This window comes from Microbacterium sp. MAH-37 (assembly GCF_009758255.1).
Taxonomy (GTDB): Bacteria; Actinomycetota; Actinomycetes; order Actinomycetales; family Microbacteriaceae; genus Microbacterium.
Map to the genome: position 1 here is coordinate 85593 of NZ_WSEN01000004.1, position 18344 is coordinate 103936.

17 protein-coding genes are annotated in these 18344 nt (G+C 71.0%); 11 read left to right on the top strand and 6 right to left on the bottom strand.

Annotated elements, in window-relative coordinates; all coding sequences use genetic code 11:
• The first annotated feature begins 26 nt into the window (after positions 1-26).
• The 7 genes from GON06_RS03835 to GON06_RS03865 all read left to right on the top strand — a co-directional run bounded on the left by GON06_RS03835 (position 27) and on the right by GON06_RS03865 (position 6275).
• Complete coding sequence (locus GON06_RS03835) at positions 27-1313, top strand: adenylosuccinate synthase (protein ID WP_157310980.1); 1287 nt, start codon at positions 27-29, stop codon at positions 1311-1313.
• Between the two features lie 108 nt (positions 1314-1421).
• Positions 1422-2603 (top strand): lactonase family protein, encoded by a 1182-nt coding sequence (locus GON06_RS03840; RefSeq protein ID WP_157310981.1) that lies wholly within the window; start codon positions 1422-1424, stop codon positions 2601-2603.
• Positions 2604-2689: 86 nt separating this feature from the next.
• Positions 2690-2992, top strand: coding sequence for a DUF427 domain-containing protein (locus GON06_RS03845; protein ID WP_157310982.1), 303 nt, complete (start codon positions 2690-2692; stop codon positions 2990-2992).
• A 9-nt stretch (positions 2993-3001) separates the two neighbouring features.
• Positions 3002-3847, top strand: coding sequence for an ABC transporter ATP-binding protein (locus GON06_RS03850; protein ID WP_157310983.1), 846 nt, complete (start codon positions 3002-3004; stop codon positions 3845-3847).
• Between the two features lies 1 nt (position 3848).
• Positions 3849-4616 carry an ABC transporter permease gene (locus GON06_RS03855; protein WP_332837142.1) on the top strand — a complete coding sequence of 256 codons (768 nt, stop codon included), beginning with the start codon at positions 3849-3851 and terminating at the stop codon, positions 4614-4616.
• On the top strand, positions 4613-5323 hold the full coding sequence (locus GON06_RS03860; protein ID WP_157310985.1) for an ABC transporter permease: 711 nt from the start codon (positions 4613-4615) through the stop codon (positions 5321-5323). Before GON06_RS03855 ends, GON06_RS03860 begins: the two co-directional genes overlap by 4 nt.
• Positions 5324-5357: 34 nt before the next feature.
• Positions 5358-6275: an ABC transporter substrate-binding protein gene (locus GON06_RS03865; RefSeq protein WP_157310986.1), complete on the top strand. Its 918-nt coding sequence runs from the start codon at positions 5358-5360 to the stop codon at positions 6273-6275.
• A 62-nt stretch (positions 6276-6337) separates the two neighbouring features.
• Here the strand turns inward: GON06_RS03865 and GON06_RS03870 are convergent, their stop codons facing one another.
• Positions 6338-7600, bottom strand: a complete 1263-nt coding sequence (locus GON06_RS03870; RefSeq protein ID WP_157310987.1) for an AI-2E family transporter — start codon at positions 7598-7600, stop codon at positions 6338-6340.
• 63 nt (positions 7601-7663) lie between these two features.
• Here GON06_RS03870 and GON06_RS03875 point away from each other — a divergent pair, with 63 nt between their 5' ends.
• Positions 7664-7963 (top strand): chorismate mutase, encoded by a 300-nt coding sequence (locus GON06_RS03875; protein WP_157310988.1) that lies wholly within the window; start codon positions 7664-7666, stop codon positions 7961-7963.
• Between the two features lie 222 nt (positions 7964-8185).
• On the opposite strand, the gene GON06_RS03880 is transcribed toward GON06_RS03875, so the two are convergent.
• The 5 genes from GON06_RS03880 to GON06_RS03900 all read right to left on the bottom strand — a co-directional run bounded on the left by GON06_RS03880 (position 8186) and on the right by GON06_RS03900 (position 14692).
• Positions 8186-10600: a CHAT domain-containing protein gene (locus GON06_RS03880; RefSeq protein ID WP_157310989.1), complete on the bottom strand. Its 2415-nt coding sequence runs from the start codon at positions 10598-10600 to the stop codon at positions 8186-8188.
• Positions 10601-10807: 207 nt separating this feature from the next.
• Positions 10808-12418, bottom strand: coding sequence for a S8 family peptidase (locus GON06_RS03885; protein WP_157310990.1), 1611 nt, complete (start codon positions 12416-12418; stop codon positions 10808-10810).
• 80 nt (positions 12419-12498) lie between these two features.
• The gene (locus GON06_RS03890; RefSeq protein ID WP_157310991.1) at positions 12499-12951 is read right to left on the bottom strand and encodes a hypothetical protein; all 453 of its coding nucleotides are present in this window, start codon (positions 12949-12951) and stop codon (positions 12499-12501) included.
• Positions 12948-13565 carry an RNA polymerase sigma factor gene (locus tag GON06_RS03895; protein WP_232528146.1) on the bottom strand — a complete coding sequence of 206 codons (618 nt, stop codon included), beginning with the start codon at positions 13563-13565 and terminating at the stop codon, positions 12948-12950. Before GON06_RS03895 ends, GON06_RS03890 begins: the two co-directional genes overlap by 4 nt.
• An 83-nt stretch (positions 13566-13648) precedes the next feature.
• Entirely contained in the window at positions 13649-14692 is a 1044-nt protein-coding gene (locus GON06_RS03900) for a winged helix-turn-helix transcriptional regulator (protein ID WP_157310993.1), read from the bottom strand.
• Positions 14693-14821: 129 nt separating this feature from the next.
• Between GON06_RS03900 and GON06_RS03905 the strand changes: the two genes are divergently transcribed.
• The 3 genes from GON06_RS03905 (at position 14822) to GON06_RS03915 (ending at position 18280) form a co-directional block, all read left to right on the top strand.
• Positions 14822-15970 (top strand): ROK family protein, encoded by a 1149-nt coding sequence (locus tag GON06_RS03905; protein ID WP_157310994.1) that lies wholly within the window; start codon positions 14822-14824, stop codon positions 15968-15970.
• Positions 15971-16073: 103 nt separating this feature from the next.
• Positions 16074-16979 (top strand): SIS domain-containing protein, encoded by a 906-nt coding sequence (locus GON06_RS03910; protein ID WP_157310995.1) that lies wholly within the window; start codon positions 16074-16076, stop codon positions 16977-16979.
• A 119-nt stretch (positions 16980-17098) separates the two neighbouring features.
• On the top strand, positions 17099-18280 hold the full coding sequence (locus tag GON06_RS03915; RefSeq protein WP_332837143.1) for an ROK family protein: 1182 nt from the start codon (positions 17099-17101) through the stop codon (positions 18278-18280).
• The last annotated feature ends 64 nt before the right edge of the window (positions 18281-18344 follow it).

Genomic DNA, 18344 nt, shown 5'->3' on the forward strand with positions numbered 1-18344 from the left:
AACAGCGCAATCCAGGGGGTCCACCCATGCCAGGACTAGTAATCATCGGCGTCCAGTGGGGCGATGAGGGCAAGGGCAAGGCGACTGACCTGCTCGGCGAGCGCACCGACTGGGTGGTGAAGTTCAACGGCGGCAACAACGCCGGGCACACCGTCGTCGTCGGTGACGAGAAGTACGCCCTGCACCTGCTGCCCTCGGGCATCTTGACCCCGGGTGTCACGCCGGTCATCGGAAACGGCGTCGTGGTCGACCTCGAGGTGCTCTTCAGCGAGCTCGAGGCGCTCTCGGCCCGCGGCGTCGACGTCTCCAAGCTCAAGGTCAGCGCGAACGCGCACCTGATCACTCAGTACCACCGCACGCTCGACAAGGTCACCGAGCGCTTCCTCGGCAAGCGCAACATCGGCACCACCGGCCGCGGCATCGGCCCGGCCTACGCCGACAAGATCAACCGCGTCGGCCTGCGCGTGCAGGACCTGTTCGACGAGAACATCCTGCGGCAGAAGGTCGAGGGCGCCCTCGACCAGAAGAACCACCTGCTGGTGAAGGTCTTCAACCGCCGCGCCATCACCTGCGACGAGATCGTCGACGAGCTGCTGGTCTACGCCGAGCGCCTGCGTCCGATGGTCGCCGACACCGGTCACCTGATCGCCGAGGCGCTCGGCCGCGGCGAGGTCGTGGTGTTCGAGGGCGGCCAGGCCACGATGCTCGACGTCGACCACGGCACCTACCCGTTCGTCACCTCGTCGACCGCGACGGCCGCAGGTGCGGCATCCGGTTCGGGAGTCGGCCCGAACAGCCTCGACCGCATCGTGGGCATCGTCAAGGCGTACACGACGCGCGTGGGCTCGGGTCCGTTCCCGACCGAGCTCAACGACGAGATGGGCGAGTGGCTGCGCAAGACCGGCTTCGAGTACGGCACGACCACCGGCCGCCTGCGCCGCACCGGCTGGTACGACGCCCCGATCACCCGCTACGCGACCCGCGTGAACGGCATCACCGACCTCGTTCTCACGAAGCTCGACGTGCTCACCGGCCTCGATCAGATCCCGGTCTGCGTGGCGTACGACGTGGACGGCACCCGCTTCGACGACGTGCCCGTGAACCAGACCGACTTCCACCACGCGAAGCCGGTCTACGAGTACTTCCCGGGCTGGAAGGAAGACATCTCCACCGCCCGCCGGTTCGAGGACCTGCCGCAGAACGCGCAGGACTACGTGCTCGCCCTCGAGAAGATGAGCAACACGCGCATCTCGGTGATCGGCGTCGGCCCGGAGCGCGACGAGGTCATCGTCCGCCACGACCTGCTCGACTGAGTCGGGCGCTCCGCCGAGTGCATGGCTTGTCGCTGAGCGCACGGCTTGTTCACGTCAACTGGTCGTGCACTCGACAGCAGGTCGTGCACTCGCGAGGGAGGATGCCGCATGACGCGGTTCTGGCTCGGCGGCTACGGCCCCGGCATGGACGGGGATGCTGCGGGCATCGGCCTGCTCGCGGGTGACGAGGGGCGTCCGCAGACCACTCTCGCCTACCGGGGCACGGTCGTGCCCGCAGGTTCGCCGTCGTGGCTGGCGCAGCATCCGTCGCTCGACGTCGTGTACGCGGCGCTGGAGGGATCCGGCGAGGTCGCGGCCTTCGTGCGCTCCGGCGAGTCTGCGCTGCGCCCGCTGGGCGCGCCGGTGCCCGCCGGCGAGGCCGTCTGCCACCTGGCCGTCTCGCCCGACGGCCGGTTCCTGGTCGCGAGCTGCTATGGAGACGGCCGGGTCGTGCGCATCGGGCTGGACGCCGAAGGACGACTGGTCCCGGATGCCGCGGACAAGGCCGCCGCACTGCGCGCTGCGCTGTTCGGCGAGACTTCCGGTGGAGCCCCCGACGGGTGGCGGACGGATCTGCAGTCGGCGGACGACACTCCGGCGGATGCTCCGCCGGACGCAGATCCGTCCGCCATCCGCAACGATGCCGCCGCAGCATCCGACCCGTACCCGACCCCCACCGGAACCGAACCGCGGGTCTCTCATGCGCATGCCGCGGCGTTCCTCCGCGACGGGCGCATCGCGACGACCGATCTCGGCTTCGACCTGGTGCGGATCTGGCGGCCGGGAACGACGGGGCTGCAGCTCGACCACGAGGTCGTGCTGCCGCGCGGCTCCGGGCCCCGGCACATGGTCGCCCACCCCAGCGGCCACCTGCACGTGGTGACCGAGTACTCCTGCGAGGTCTTCACGCTGGCGGCCGACCGCGAGGGTCGCTGGGGCCTCGTGTCGGGTGTGGTCGTCTCGGCGATCGCGACGCCTGGTCACGACTATCCGGCCGAACTCGCCCGCTCGCGCGACGGCGAGACGCTCTACACCGCACTGCGCGGCAGCAACACGATCGCGGCGCTTCGGGTGCGCGGTGCCGGCGAGATCGTCGAGCCGCTCGCGCTCGCCGACTCGGGTGTCGACTGGCCGCGGCACCACCTCGTGCACGAGGGGGCGCTGCTGGTGGCGGGGCAGCGGTCCGACACGGTCTCGGTGCTCGATCTCGACGAGCGCACGGGTGCTCCGCGCGACGTCCGGCACACCGCTCCGGCGCCCGCGCCGACCTGCTTCCTGCCAGTGCGCTGACGCGTGTTTCTCACGGTTCCGTGGGAAACACGGCCGGATGTCGGCGGCAGACCCTAGGCTCGGAGCAGACCCCGAGGAGGCCTTTGATGAAGGCAGTTTTCGCAGGAACGGTGCTCGCCGACGCCGGTGAGTCCGAGCTGGTGCTGCTCGAGGGCGACTACTACTTCCCGCCGGCGAGCGTGCACCCCGCGGCACTGGTCGAGGGAGCCGCGTTCGATGCCGAAGACGACAGAGGACCGCGACACTACCTCTCCGCCGTGATCGACGGCGAGAAGCATGCGGACATCGCCTGGTCGTACCCCGAGCCGTCGCATGCCGCGATCGCCCGTGCCGGCGTCGACTTCACCGACTTCGTCGCCTTCGGACCCGAGGTGGAGGTGCGCTCCTAGGAGCTGCTCATGATCGAATTCCGATCGGTCTCGAAGACCTTTCCCGACGGCACCTCCGCGGTGCGGGACTTCAGCCTGCAGATCCCCGCCCGGAAGACCACCGTGTTCGTCGGGTCGTCCGGATGCGGCAAGACGACGCTGCTGCGCATGATCAACCGCATGGTCGAGCCCACGTCCGGCGACGTGCAGATCGACGGCGAGAGTGTGCTGACCGGCGACCCGGTCGCCCTGCGCCGTCGCATCGGGTACGTGCTGCAGAACTCCGGCCTGATGCCGCACTTCACCGTGATCGACAACGTCTCGGCCGTGCTGCGCATCACCGGTGTGCCCCGTGCAGAGGCGCACGCCAGGGCGCGCGAGCTTCTCGACACCGTCGGCTTGGCGCAGTCGCTCGCCGGGCGCTACCCCGCGCAGCTGTCCGGCGGGCAGCAGCAGCGCGTCGGCGTCGCCCGCGCGCTCGCCGCCGATCCCAACATCCTGCTCATGGATGAGCCGTTCGGTGCGGTCGACCCGATCGTGCGGGCCGACCTGCAGCAGGAGCTGCTGCGGCTGCAGCGCGACCTCGACAAGACGGTCGTGTTCGTCACGCACGACATCGACGAGGCGTTCCTGCTCGGCGACCAGGTGGTCATCCTCGACGTCGGCGCGCGCATCGTGCAGCGCGGCACCCCGAACGAGATCATCGAGAACCCGGCCGACGACTTCGTCGCGGCGTTCATAGGCGGTGATCGCGGCAAGCGCGCGCTGCGGCTGAAGCAGACGCCGCGCGGCACGGTCGTCGTCGACGAGTTCGGCCGCACCCAGGGATCCATCGTCGGTTCGGATGCCGCGGCGCCGGTGGTCGAAGGCGGCTGACGTGGACTGGATCGTCGAGAACATCGGGATGATCCTCGATCTCTCAGTCGTGCATCTGCGTCAGAGCCTGATCGCGATCGTCTGCGGGTTCGTGCTCTCGGTGCCGCTGGGCTGGGTGGCCTGGCGCTACACGCGGCTGCGCGGCTGGATCATCGTCGCCACGGGCCTGCTCTACACGATCCCCTCGCTGGCGCTGTTCATGCTGCTGCCCGCGCTGTTCGGCTATTCGGCGATCACCGAGCTCAACCTGGTGATCGCGCTGACGATCTATGCGATCGCGATCCTGGTGCGCGCGGTCGCCGACGGGCTCGACTCCGTCGATCCGGTGGTGCGCGAGTCGGCGACGGCGCTCGGCTACGGGCCGATGCGCCGGTTCTTCACCGTGGAGTTCCCGCTCGCCGGGCCCGTCGTCCTCGCCGGGCTCCGCGTCGCGGCGGTCAGCACGATCTCGCTTGCGACCGTCGGCATCCTGATCGGCGTCACCAACCTGGGCTACCTGTTCACCGCGGGCCTGCAGCGACGGCTGATCGCCGAGGTGCTCGCCGGCGTCGTCGCCGTGCTGGTGATCGCCCTCGTCGTCGACGTGCTGCTGGTGCTGCTGGGCCGGGCGCTCATGCCGTGGACGCGGCTCGGCTCGCGCCGCGGCGGTGGGTCGCGCAGCGACGCGGATGCCGGGGACGGCGCCGCCTCCGCGATCGTCGACCCCGTCGGCGATCCCGCGGCGATCGAGCCGGGCGCGCTGCCGGTCGTGGGGGGAGGGCGCGGATGAACGTCTTCGCCGACGCCTTCGCGTGGCTGTTCGCGCCCGAGCAGTGGCAGGGCCCGAATTCGATCCCGGTCATGCTCGGGCAGCACCTGCTCTACACCGGTGTCTCGGTGCTGATCGCCGCGATCATCGCCGTGCCGGTCGGCTGGGCGATCGGGCACACCGGCAAGGGCCGTGAGGTCGCGGTGGCGTTCGCCGGCGCTGCAAGGGCGCTGCCGTCGTTCGGCCTGATGATCCTGCTGGTGCTGCTGTTCGGGGTGCTGCAGATCCCCGCCGCAGCCGTCGTCACCTTCGTACTGCTCGGCATCCCGCCGCTGCTCGCCGGCGCCTACACCGGGTTCGAGGCGATCGACCGGCAGGTGATCGACGCTGCCCGTGCGTTCGGGATGACGCGCTGGCAGCTGCTCTGGAAGGTCGAGGTGCCCCTCGGGCTGCCGCTGCTGGTGGCCGGCCTCCGCTCTGCGGCGCTGCAGATCATCGCCACCGTCACCATCGGCGCCTACGTCGGTCTCGGCGGGCTGGGCGCGCCCATCATCCAGGGCATTCCGCTGAACCGCTTCGACATGGTGCTCGCCGGCGCCATCCTCGTCGCCGCCCTCGCCCTGCTCGCCGACCTGCTGCTCGCGCTCGCACAGCGGGCATCCGTCCCGACCGGGCTGCGGCGCACGACTGCGCGCGCGAGCGCACGCGCCGCGGCACCCGCCACCTGAACCTGCATCGAAACCACCGTCAGAGAGGAACATCATGTTCGCCGGACGCACCACCCGCACCATCGCCGTCACCGGCATCGCCGCGCTCGCCGCGGTCGCGCTCGCCGGATGCGGCGGCAACCCGCTCGACGAGCCCAGCAAGGAGCCCGCCGCCGGAGGCGACAAGACGATCGTCATCGGCTCGCAGGCGTACTACTCGAACGAGATCATCGCCGAGGTGTACGCGCAGGCGCTGGAGGACGCCGGGTTCACCGTCGACCGCAAGTTCAACATCGGGCAGCGCGATGCGTACATGCCCGAGGTCGAGTCCGGCGCGATCGACCTGTTCCCGGAGTACACCGGCAACCTGCTGGAGTACTTCGACAAGGACACCAAGGCGACCGGCCCCGACGAGGTCTACGAGGCGCTGGAGGACGCGCTGCCCGACCAGCTCGACGCGCTCGACTATGCGCAGGCGACCGACCAGGACACCTACACGGTCACCCAGGCGACCGCCGACAAGTACGGACTGAAGTCGATCGCCGACCTGTCCAAGGCCGACAAGAAGCTCACGATCGGCGCGGCGCCCGAGTTCGAGCAGCGGCCCTACGGGCCTGCTGCGGCGAAGACGGTGTACGGCGTCGACCTCGCGTTCTCGGCCACCGGCCCCACGACGCTCGAGTCGCTGCTGGCGGGCACGATCGACGTGGCCGACATCTACAGCGCCGACCCGGCGTTCCAGACTGAGAAGCTCGTCGCACTCGAGGATCCGGACAACATGATCCTGTCCTCGAACGTGGTGCCGATCGTCGCCGAGGACTTCCCCGACAAGGCAGAGGACGTCATCGACGCCGTCAGCGCGAAGCTCACCGTCGACGCGCTCGTGGGCATGAACGTGCGGTCCACGGTCGACAAGAAGGAGCCCACCGCGATCGCGAAGGCCTGGCTGGCGGACCAGGGTCTGGTCGGCTGATCACCCAGGACACGAAGGCGGCCGGTCCCGATGTTCAGGACCGGCCGCTTTCGTGTAGGGGATCAGCTCCGGGCGTCCTGGCGAGGGATCCAGATCTGCTTGATGATGATGAGGATCGACGCAGTGACGGGCACGGCGACCAGAGCGCCGAGCAGGCCGAGCAGCGTTCCGCCGGCCATCGCGCCGATCACGACGAGGGCGCCCGGCACCGCCACCGCGCGGTTCATCACCTTCGGAGTCAGGTAGTACGCCTCGATCTGCATGTACACGAGGTAGCAGGCCGCGAACACCAGGGCCATCAGCGGGTTGCTGAACAGGGCGATCACCGAGCCCACGATCCAGAACAGCACCGATCCGATCAGCGGGATCAGGGTGAACAGGAACGAGATCGCGGCCATCAACGGCGGGAACGGCAGACCGAGGAAGAAGAACAGCGCGAGCGTGACCATGGAGTTCGCGAACGCGAGCACCACCATGCCCATGATGTAGCCGCCCACCGAGTCGGTGATCTGGTCGGTGATGTCACCGGCGCGTGCGCGGTCGCGCGCCGGGGCGAGGCGCAGCAGTGAGGTCTTGATGCTCGGCAGCCCTGCGACGAAGTAGAGCATGAGCACCAGCACGATGATCATGCCGGAGATGCCGGTGGCGATCGAAGTGCCCACCTGCAGGGCGCCGCCGCCGATCGAGAGCACGGTGCCGGGGTCGGTGAGGAACCCCTGGATCTGCTTCACCCATTCGCCGACCTGATCGCCGAACTGCTTCTGCAGCGAGGCGTAGAGGTCGGTGGTCTGAAAGTCGCGGATGATGCCGGGGATCGACGTGATGAACAGCGTGATCTGCTTCACGATGACCGGCACGATCAGCCAGAGCACCAGCACGATGAGGGCGAGCAGGCTGAGGATGACGGTGAGCACGCCCCATCCGCGCGGCATGCCCCGCCGCTCCAGCATCCGCACCGCCGGGTCGAGACCCAGCGCGCCGAACGCGGCGAGAGCGATGTAGATCAGCACGGTGGCGAGGTTCGCCAGCATGACGCCGAACAGGATCGCCGTCAGCGCGCCGAGCGTGACTAGCAGGCCGAACACGAACGGTTTGTCGATCCGCGTCCAGAACGAGCGGCTCGGCGTCATCGGCTCGATCACGACGGTGTCGGGATACGTGTGGTGCTCGGCGGCCGCCTCGGCGGCCTTCGCCGCAGCGGCGCGCTCGGTCCTGCTCAACTTCGGCGCGGACGCCGGCTTCGCCGAAGCCGCCTTCTCGGCGGTCGCCTGCTCCGAGTACCCGTTGGCTTCGGCCGGGGTTTGCGCGTTCTCGTCAGAACTCATGGTCACACTCTAGAGGTCAGGGGGTTCCGGCTATCGTCGTACTGTCGCCGATCGAGGAGCCACATGTCTGACGCCGAAGCCGCCCGTGCCGAGCTGCTGCGCCTCCGAGCCAGCATCGACAACATCGACGCCGCCCTGATCTTCATGCTCGCCGAACGGTTCCGCGCCACGCAGCAGGTGGGTCACCTGAAGGCCGAGCACGAGATGCCGGCATCTGATCCGGGTCGTGAGGAGCAGCAGGTCGCGCGCCTGCGCGCGCTCGCCGAAGAGGCTCACCTCGACCCCGAGTTCGCCGAGAAGTGGTTCAACTTCGTGGTGGCGGAGGTCATCCGGCACCACACCGCGGCGGCCGAAGGCCGCTGAGCGAACCGGCCCGGCCCCTGAGACCCGGGTCCGGGGCGCCGCGTCGGCTCGCGACGCCCCGGCGAGGTCGGTGCAGCCGTCCGGACTCCCCGCTGTCCGGTCTCCCTGTCGGCTGTTCCTCCGCTCCGCCTCTCTCCCCAGATTCGGCGGACCTGCAAGGGCACCTTCCGAAGAACAGGAGCGTCTGGTACGCGTGCTGATACACGGATGCCGGAAAAGTTCTCAGAACCCGTCGCCGTGGCTGTGCAGCGGAACCCGGATGCCGGTGTCGGCAGCCGCCTCGGACAGCGCGACTGCCGGGGAACGGCCCGCGGCGATCCGCTCGTGCACGGCGGGAAGCAGGTCAGCCGCGGCGGTGTCGGGGATCAGCACGGGTGACGCGATCACGCATCGTGCGCCGGCGTGCAGCCACACCCGGGTCATCCCGATCGCCTCGTCGCGCCAGCGCACGGCCGAGCGGCCCAGCTCGCAGGCGGAGAGCACGACCGTGTCTGGCACCGTGCCGATCAGGTCCACGTCGTAGCCGAACAGCACCCCGTCGACCAGCTCGAGTCCGGAGAACATCGGGTTGTCGGCGCTGTGCCGGCCGTGCGCGGCGACGTGCAGCAGGTCCACCTGCCCGGCGGCCGCCGTCGCGGCGCCGACGGTCGCCTCGGAGCCGGTCAGCACGAGCGCGTCGCCGTGTGACTGTGCGACCGCGTGCGCCTCGTCGTCGGCGCGGGCGACCCGGGGGCCGGCGACGACGGCCGCACGCTGCAGCGGACGCGGCGACGAGGCCAGCCAGCGGGTCGCCGAGGTGGCGAGGGTGAACGGCAGGCCGGCGAGACTCGGCAGCAGCGCCCAGGGCACGCCGGAGAGGATGCCGGGCACGCTGAGCGCCAGGCGCCGCGCTCCTCGCGCGTGAGCGAGCAAGGGCGTGAGCAGCTCGTCGTCGAGCCGCGCCATCCGCCCGGCTAGGGAGCGCTCGACCACCGCGGCCATCCGCGTGCCGTGGGCCAGCGCGCTGGCGTCGAGGTCGGCGCGCAGGCCGTCAAGCAGCGGCCGCACCCGCTCCCAGGACAGTCGCACGATCGTCGCGGCATCACGGGTGGCCACGACGGCGCGCAGCGCCGCACCGGTGTACACCCAGGTGAGCACGGCGACGTCCGGTGCGAGTCCGTCTCGCAGCGCGGCGAGCGTCACCTGCTCCCGGGCGCCCGCTCCGGCCGTCGCGCTCCACTGCCGCTCCCGCACGCGGTCGCGGACGGCGCGCACGCGCGGGTCGGCTGCCCAGTCCGCGCCGAGTTCGGTGCGCAGCATCCGCAGTTCCGCGAGATCGGATGCCGCATCCGCGTCGTGCGGGGGACGGACAGGGACCACCTGCAGGCCGATGTTCCTGGCCCGCTCTCCCCACTCGAAGAGCACGCCGGGATCGTCGGAGCGCTCGGCTGCCGCGAGCCCGGCGGAGAGCAGGCCGGAGCCGTGCATCGTCATGGACGCCTGCAGGTCGAGGGCGCCGAACGCCCCCTGCCAACCGGTGAACAGGTCGAGCCCCGCGGCCGCCAGGCGGCGGGCGTCGGCCGGCCGTCCGGCATCCAGCGCGTGCGCGGAGCGGGCCTCGAAGGATCGCAGCTGCACCGCCGTCGGCGCATCGGGCGAGACGCGCGTCGTCTTCCGTCGCGGATCGGCGAGACGTGCGCTCAGCGCGGTCGCCGCCGCCTCGCCCGCCAGCCCGAGTCCGCGCAGGCGGGAGGCCACCGCGTCGTACTCCGCTGCCGACGGTGCGCGACCGGCGAGACGACGCGCCTCCAGCTCGACGGATGCCGCCCGCGCCGCCCAGCCCTCGCTGCCCAGCGCCTCGAACCGGCGCCGCGCCTGGGCCGCCGTCCTCCGGGCCGCGACCGGATCGTGGTGCAGCTGCGACCGGGCCAGCTGGAACTCCGCCTCACCTCGGGTCTGCCGCATCCGCTGCGCGCCGAAGCGCACCGCGACCTCGGCGAGAAGCTCCTCGGCCTCGTCGGTGAGCCCCGCCTCGCGCAACACCTCGGCGCGGTCCAGGTCGGCGATCGCGGTCGCCAGATCGCTGGTCTCGACGAACACCGGCCGTGACCGGGTCATCAGGGTGAGCGCAGTGACGAGGTCGCCGCGGAGCAGGGCGGCGTAGCCGAGGTTGTGCTGGGCCTCGGCGCGCGCCTCGGGATTGTCGAGAGCATCGTAGAGAGCGACGGCCGCTTCAAGGTCGGCTGCGGCACCCGAGAGGTCGTGGCGCTGCATCCGCACCACCGACCGATTGACCAGGCAGGGCGCGCGTTCTCGCGGTGCGTCGGCCATGCCGTCGATCGCGACGGTGAACCAGTGCTCGGCCTCGTCCGCACCCCCGGATTGCATCACCAAGATGCCCAGCTGGCCGGCCAGGACGACTCTGGTCGCGGCACTGAGGTCTGGTGCGTCGAGTGCAGCGCGGCACATCCGCTCCGCGGCATCCGGCTCCCCGGTCTGCGCGAGCACGTACGACAGCGTCCCCGCGATGCGGGCGCGCAGGTCGGGATCGTCGGTGCGCGCCTGGGCCGTGCTCAGGGCGCGACGGGATGCCGCGAACCGGCGGTGGTTCGCGGCATCCTTTCCCCGCTGATGGAGTTCTGCTGCGGTCAGGCGCACATCTCAAGGATGCCGCGTCCTGCGGCATCCCGTCTTCCCCCCCTGCTCCGGTCTCAACGGATGCGGGTGTCTCGGCTGAAACACCCGCAACGGCTGAGACCGGAGCAGGGAGAGCCCACCCTCCCGATGTTCCGGTCTCAACGGATGCGGGTCCACAAACAGGACACCCGCAACGGCTGAGACCGGAGCAGGGGGCGCTCGACTCGGTCAGCGCACCGGGTTCGGCAGCCCGGCGAGCACCTCGTCGACGGCTCTGCGCAGCGCCTTGCGCGTCGGGGTGCCGCCCTTCGCGAGTTCCGGCCCCAACGCCGCGGCGATCCGGCCGGCCACGAAGGGGGCAGCGAAGGACGTGCCGCTCCAGACCGAGAAGCCGCCGCGGTAGTCGTCGGGGTCGACGGTCTCGCGCGGAAGGTCGTCGAAGTCGGACCGCGTGCCGGCCTGCGCCCCGCCGGTGAACGGCGGTGTCGTGCTGACCACCAGCGTCCCGGGCGCGTACACGCGCACCCACGGCCCTACGTTCGAGAACAGCGCCACTGAACGACCGGAGGGATTCAGCGCGCCGACCGACACCAGCGGAGCGAGATCGTCGGGCAGGATGCCGTTGTCGGCACCATCCCAGGCCCACAGCGACGCCGGGAAGGACGGCCTGTCGATCGCGTCGTTGCCCGCGGAGCAAACCACGACGATGCCCAGTTCGCGCGCCGAACGCAGCAGCCCGTAGAGCGTGAGCGAGAACTGCCCGTCGACCGGGGTCTCGTGGTAGTACCCGAGCGACAGACTGATGACATCGATCGGACGGCCCGCCTTCGGATCGCGGACGTTGCGTCGTTTCAGCTCGATCACATCGGCCAGCGCGCGCAGGAACACGCTCTCGTCCACGACTCCGAGCGACCCGGCGACACGGATCGCCAGGATGTCAGCGTCGGGCGCGGTCTGCCGGATCAGTCCCGCGATGAAGGTGCCGTGCCCGGCGACCGCGTCGATCTCACCGTCCAGCTGCCCGTAGAGGTCGGGATAGATCTCCGGATCGTCGTGTCCGGTGAGGCCGATCGGCGCGCCGTCGAGCTCGACGCCGCGGGTGACGATGTCGTGCGGCAGCCATGGGTGCTCGCCGCATCCGGTGTCGAGCACGGCGACGACAGGCCGTCGTCCGCGCTTCGGTTCCGCGCCGCGGATCGGCGCTGCGCCGATCCACGCGACCGGCTGTCGCGCGCCTCGTCCCGGTTGCAGGTAGTCGTCCGTCCCCACCGGACCTGCCCCGCGCAGCGGGTTCGTCTGCGTGAACGGGTTGGTCTGCGTGAACGGGTTGGTCTGCGTGAAGGGATTCAGCCCCACCGGATCGACCGAGAGCACATGTTCGAGCCCGGCGCGAGGCATCGACGACTGCGAGATGCGCCGCGCCCGCTGCAGCACCCGCCACGAGTCCGGCGGCGCCGGCGACTCACCGCGGCCGGCGACGTCGGGGGTGGTCAGCAGCACGCGCAGAAGTCCGGGGACGCCGGGGGCGAGTTCGCGCGGTGCTCCCTGCGCCGCGTCGCGCGCCGCCCGCCCGGCGACGATCTGTGCCGTCGCATCCGCCGGTCCGACCGAGATCTGCCAGCCGAACGACTCCGCGGCCTGGGCGATGAACTCCAGATCGCTGTCCACCGCCCTGCGGCGCCGGTCGCCCGACCCGATCAGCAGCAGCCGATCGGGCAGGTACGCGGTCGGGTAGGCGCGCACGCCGTCGACCGGATCGACACTCGGATCCAGCGCCGATCCGCGCGGGATCGACCCCTCCGCACGGTCCTGCCAGGTCCATCCTGGGGGTTGCTCCATCGCCCATCCTCCCGTTCGGTGCCGCCGCGGCGGCCTCCCTCATGCGACCACCCCTCCGGCGGTCGGGCACTGCTTCCGGATCAGATCTCGAAACGCGGCGTGGAGAAGACGCGCTCCCCGGCGTCCTCCCGCACGGTCAGGCGCAGCCGGTACAGCCCCGGCGGCACCCGGTCGAAGGCGAACCGGCCGTGCTCGGCGGGTTCGGCCGTCCAGGACTTCTCGCCCTGCTCGAGCACCACCGCGGGCGACTCCGCGTCGACCCAGCCGTCCACCCGTCGACCGCCGCCCTCGGCGTCGGCGACGTGCAGCATCACGCCGACACGGCCGTCGCTGAACTGCAGCGTCGTGGTGCCGGTGTCGCCGCGCACGGCGGCGGTGGCATCCTCCACGAGGGTCAGCAGCGCGTACTCGCGCGACAGGTCGTCGGATGCCACGGCCGCGACCATGCGCTCGGCCAGGTCGCTCGGCACCGGATCGTTCTCCTGCCACAGGGCGCGCAGCGCCGCCATCAGCTCGTCGTCGGTGGTGCTCATGTCGCCGCCTGCGTTCCGCCGACTTCGTCGCCCAGCAGCACGCGCAGCTTCGACAGGCAGCGTGAGCGGGTCGGCCCGATGCTGCCGACGGGCATGCCGAGCTCGGCCGCGATTCCCTTGTAGTCCGGTCGCTCTTCGAAGGCGACGACGCGGATCAGCCGCCGGCAGCGTTCGTCGAGCTTCTGCACGGCGGTCCAGAGGCGGTTGGCGCCGTCGGCGACGGTCGCCTCGTCCTCCGCGGATGCGGCGACGGGCAGCATCGCCTCCAGATCGGCGTCCTCCGTGGCATCCGCCCGGTTCTGCGCCTTGCCCGCCCGCCAGGCCTCTCGTCGAGCGGTGGTGGTGAGCCAGGCCGACACGGCCGCGGCATCCGTGATCTGGTCCTGCCCGCGCACCAGTCGCAGCCAAGTGGTCTGCACGATGTCCTCGGCGAGGGCGCGGTCCACGCCGTAGGCGCGGACGACGTGCCAGAGCACGGGGGTCATCAGGCGCACCAGATCGTCCATCGCGCGAGCGTCACCGTCGCGCCAGGCGCGGAAATGGTCCGCCGCACGGCGCCACCGGCTCGTGGCGGGGGGCTGGTCGGCGGTGCCCTCGGGGATGGCATCGCTCATGATGCTCATTGTGGCCATATCCACCAGGAGCGGGCAACCGCCGCGCTGATACATTGCGGCCGGCGGATGCCGGGACGGGCGCCTCAGGCCAGTTCGGCCGCCAGCACCTGGGCCGCGGCGCCGCGCAGCACGGCATCCTCGGTCTGGCCGCAGCGCACCTCGACGGGCGCGTTGCGCAGCCGCGCGGCGGTCAGCGCCGACTCGGCGGCGCCGCAGAGTTCGGGGCCCATCAGCGACGAGGTGCCGCTCAGCACCACCTGCGGCAGGTCGAGGGCCGAGACGATCGCGGCGAGCGGGGTGCCGAGCTTCTCGCCGGCCTCGATGCGCACCGCCTCGCGGGTCTGCTCGTCCGTGGCGGCATCCATCCGCTCCTCGAGAGCCGTGAGCCAGGCGTGCACGCATCCGCTGTTGCCGCAGCGGCACTCGCGACCTGCGTCGCCGCCGACGTCGAGGTGGGCCAGCTCGCGAGCCGTGTCGGCTCCCGTCGTGTATCCGGTGACGAGTGCGGTGCTGACGATCCCGCCGAGCCGCACCAGCAGGAACTCCGAGTCGCCGAAGCCCGCCTCCGCGCGGGCGGCGAGATCGGCTTCGGCCGCGGCATAGGCGGGCAGCAGAGCGGTGTCCGCCCGAGTCGAAAGGGCGCCGATGAACGCAGCGGCATCCCCCGATGCGGCGTCCATCGGCACCCCGAACCCGACGCCGAGCACCGGGCATCCGGCCTGCGCGGCGAGCCGCGCGACGAGCGCGGCCACGGCATCGGGCAGGTCGGAAGAGGAGTCCCGTGCGATCTCCTGTCGCACGAGGATGCGACCGTCGGGCGTGCACACCGCACCCACGATCCAATCCTGAGAAGTGAGGTCGATGGCGATCGTCTGCACGGCTTCGCCGTCCACCTCGAGCAGCACCGAGGGCTTGCCCACCCGGGCCTCCTGGCTCTGGCCGGTCTCGATGACGACGCCGTCGGCGAGCAGGTCACGCACGACCTCGGTGATCGTGGGCCTGGCGAGGCCTGTGATGCGGGCGAGGTCGGCGCGGCTGGCGGATGTCTCCCGCAGCAGCGCCTGCAGCACGACACCTCTGTTGTGCCGGCGCGCTCCCTGCACCGGGATGTGCGTCGCAGTGACCATCGTGCTCCTTTGCCGGTCGGCGGCCCGTCGATTTACTTAGTTCATCGACTAAACTTACGAAAGCGAGCGTAGGCTCGGGCTCGGTCGTTGTCAACAGGCCCGGGGCCGAGATGCGAAGAGGAACGGTGGATGCTGTACGCCGAGGATGAGCTCGATGGTCAGGCGCTGGTCCGCCGGAGCAACCTCCGGCGGGCGCTTCAGCTGGTCTTCGACAACTCGGGAAGCGAAACCCGCGCCGGCATCGCCCGTGCCACCGGACTCACCGCCGCGACGGCGTCCTCTCTGGTGGCGGAACTGATCGAGCAGCGCCTGATCGCCGAGGTCGGGCAGGCGGCCAGCACCGGCGGCAAGCGCGCCACCGTGCTCGCGATCGACGCGACGCTCCATCTCTTCCTCGTGGTCGTGCTGAGATACGCCGATGCGCACGCCGCGCTGATCGCCCTGGACGGCGCCTCGGTCTACGAGGAGCGCATCGTGTACTCGTCCGACGATCGCGACCAGATGATCCGGGCGATGCTCGGCAGGATCGCGCAGCGCTTCGGGCCCCGGCTGCTCGCCGCGGCCGTGCAGCTTCCCGGCGCGACCGACGGCCGTGTGGTGCTGGAGAGTGTGCAGCTGGAGTGGATCGACCTGCCGCTCGCCGACGAGCTGTCCGCACTGCTCGGTGCCCCGGTGCAGCTGGTCAACGACGTCGACGCCGAGGCTGTCGCCGAGACGATCGCGAGCGGATCGTCGAGCGGGCGCCGGCTGTTCCTGCACATGGGCATCGGCGTCGGCGCGACCGTGACGCTGGACGGCGAGCCCGAGGCCGGGCCGCACGCCCGGATGGGCGAGATCGGGCATGTGCAGGTGGTGTTCGGCGACGACGCGCGGGCATGCCCGTGCGGACGGCGCGGATGCCTGGAGTCGGCGGCGTCGATGCCGGCGATGCTCGGCCCGGAGTTCGACGAGGGTATGGATGATGCGCAGGTCCGCGCCCTCATCGAGGCGGCTGATCCGGCGCTGCTGGCCGGCGGGGCTGTCGCCCTCGGCCGCGTGATCACGATGCTCACCGCGATGCTCGATCCCGCCGAAGTCGTGATCGGCGGTTCGGCGGCCGGGCTCGGCGAGGAGTTCCTCGACCTGGTGCGGGCCGAGACCGAACAGCCGCCGAGCGGAACGGTGCGGGTCCCTGTGCGCGGCGCGACCGGGGGGATCGTACCGTTCGCAGGAGCAGCGCAGTTCGCACTGGGTACTGCGCTGGGCGTGCGCTGGAGCGCCGCGCAGCTTGCGGAGTAGGCTGTCCGTTCCCCGTGTTTTGCAGTATCATGAGCGTAACTTGCAAAAAACGATCATAAAACTGCACGAGCTTGGGCAGTGGATCGCCGTTGAGGAGGCAGACATGACCGAGACCCCCGCCGCCGGCGCGCACATGCGCACCGAGCTGTTCTCCCAGCCTGAGACCTGGTCCCGTGCCGCAGCTATGCGTGACGAGCAGTCGCTGCTGCCGGCATCGGGTGCCCGCGTGGCCGTCGTCGGCTGCGGCACCAGCTGGTTCATGGCGCAGTCCTACGCCGCGCTGCGCGAGGCCGCCGGCCACGGCGAGACCGACGCGTTCACCGCATCCGAGTTCCCGTTCGCACGCGACTACGACGCCATCGTCGCGCTGACGCGCTCCGGCACGACCACCGAGGTGCTCGAGCTGACCGAGCGTGTGAAGGGGAAGACTCCGGTGATCGCCGTCGTCGGCGACACCACCTCGCCGCTGGTCGACCTGGCCGACACCGTGATCGGGCTGCCCTTCGCCGATGAGGAGTCGGTCGTGCAGACCCGGTTCGCGACCACCGCGCTGGCGCTGTTCCGTGCCTCGCTGGGCGAGTCGCTCGACCGCGCCATCGCCGACGCCGCCGGCGTGCTGTCCGATGCGGCGGCGGCCGACCCGGCGCTCGGTGCGGCTGAGCAGTACAGCTTCCTCGGCATGGGCTGGACCATCGGCCTGGCGCACGAAGCCGGTCTGAAGATGCGCGAGTCGTCGCAGTCCTGGACCGAGTCGTACTCCGCGATGGAGTACCGCCACGGGCCGATCGCGATCGCCGCCCCCGGCCGCATCACCTGGGCCTTCGGGCAGGTGCCCGACGGCCTCGAGGCGCAGGTCCGTGCCACGGGCGCCCGGTTCGTGCAGCATCCGATCGACCCGATGGCCGACCTGGTGCGCCTGCACAACGTCGCCCTGGAGCGCGCCGTCGCGAAGGGTCTCGACCCCGACCAGCCGCGCAACCTGACCCGCTCCGTCATCCTCGACGACTGATCATGGCTTCTCCCGACCCCCGATCCGATCCGCGGTGGGATTCCACGGACGATTCGGCGTCCGAGCGGCGTGTCCCGGCCGGACACGCCGCCGGCGCCCCGGATCGTCCGGAGATCCCGGTGGAATCACGCAACGCGAAGTCTCCGAGCGACGCGTCGGTGTCCGCGCGCGGTTCGGCTGCGGGGTCGGATGCGGCCGGGAAGGCCGGCTCCGGCGCAGATGCTCCCCTGGCCGATGCGTCGGCAGCCACGGATGATCCGGTGCGCGCTCGGCGTGTCGAGGCGGAACGCGCCGATGCGGAGACAGATGGTCCGGATGCGCCGACAGATGCCGGCATCCCGGACGTCGTCTCCGACGCATCGGGCGAGCGGCTCGCCCGCGCCGCATCGATCGGCGCCGGTGCTCCGGTGCTCGCGTTCGACGTGGGCGGCACCGACATCAAGTCGGCGCTCTTCGACGCCGACGGCAACGCCGTCGGCCTGCGGCGCACGCCGACACCGGATGCCGGTGACGACATGCCCGCGCGCCTCGTGGAGCGCATCGGCGAACTGGGCGACGCTCTGCGCGCGCAGCATCCGGAGATCGTGCCGCAGGCCGTCGGGTTCGTCGTGCCCGGCATCGTCGACGCGGATGCCGGGGTGGCGGTGTTCTCCAGCAATCTCGGCCTGCGGAACGCGCCGCTGCGGATGCTTGCCGAGCAGCGCTTCGGGCTGCCGGTGGCCTTCGACCACGACGTGGGCACGGCGAGCTGGGCCGAGTACATGCTCGGCGCCGCTCGGGACTATCCCAATTCGGTGGCGATCATCATCGGCACGGGCATCGCGGGCACGATCCTCGTCGACGGCGTGCCGTACACGGGTGGCGGCTACGCGGGCGAGATCGGCCATTCCCCCATCGGCGAATGGCCCTGCCCGTGCGGAGCCCGCGGATGCCTCGAGGTGGTCGCATCGGCCGGCGCTATCGCCCGGCGGTACGAGGAGGCGACGGGCGTGGAGGTGGACGGCGCCCGCGAGGTCATCGCGAGGGCCGTCGAAGGCGACGCAGTGGCGGACCAGATCTGGAACGAGGCTCTCGACGCGCTCACGATGTCGATCGCCCAGCTGACCGCGGTCGTCGCGCCCGAGGCCGTGGTGATCGGCGGCGGGCTCTCGCGGGCCGGCGGCGCGCTGTTCGACGAGCTGCGCGCCCGGCTGGCCGCACGGCTGAGCTTCCATCGCATCCCGGTGCTGATCCCGGCCGAACTCTCCGGCAACGCCGGCATCCTCGGCTCCGCGCTGCGCGCACGGCGGGTGGTCGCATGATCGCCTCGCCCGGGCACGGATGCGCGGTCCGGGTACGGGCGGGCGTCGTGCAGCTGTTCCCGGA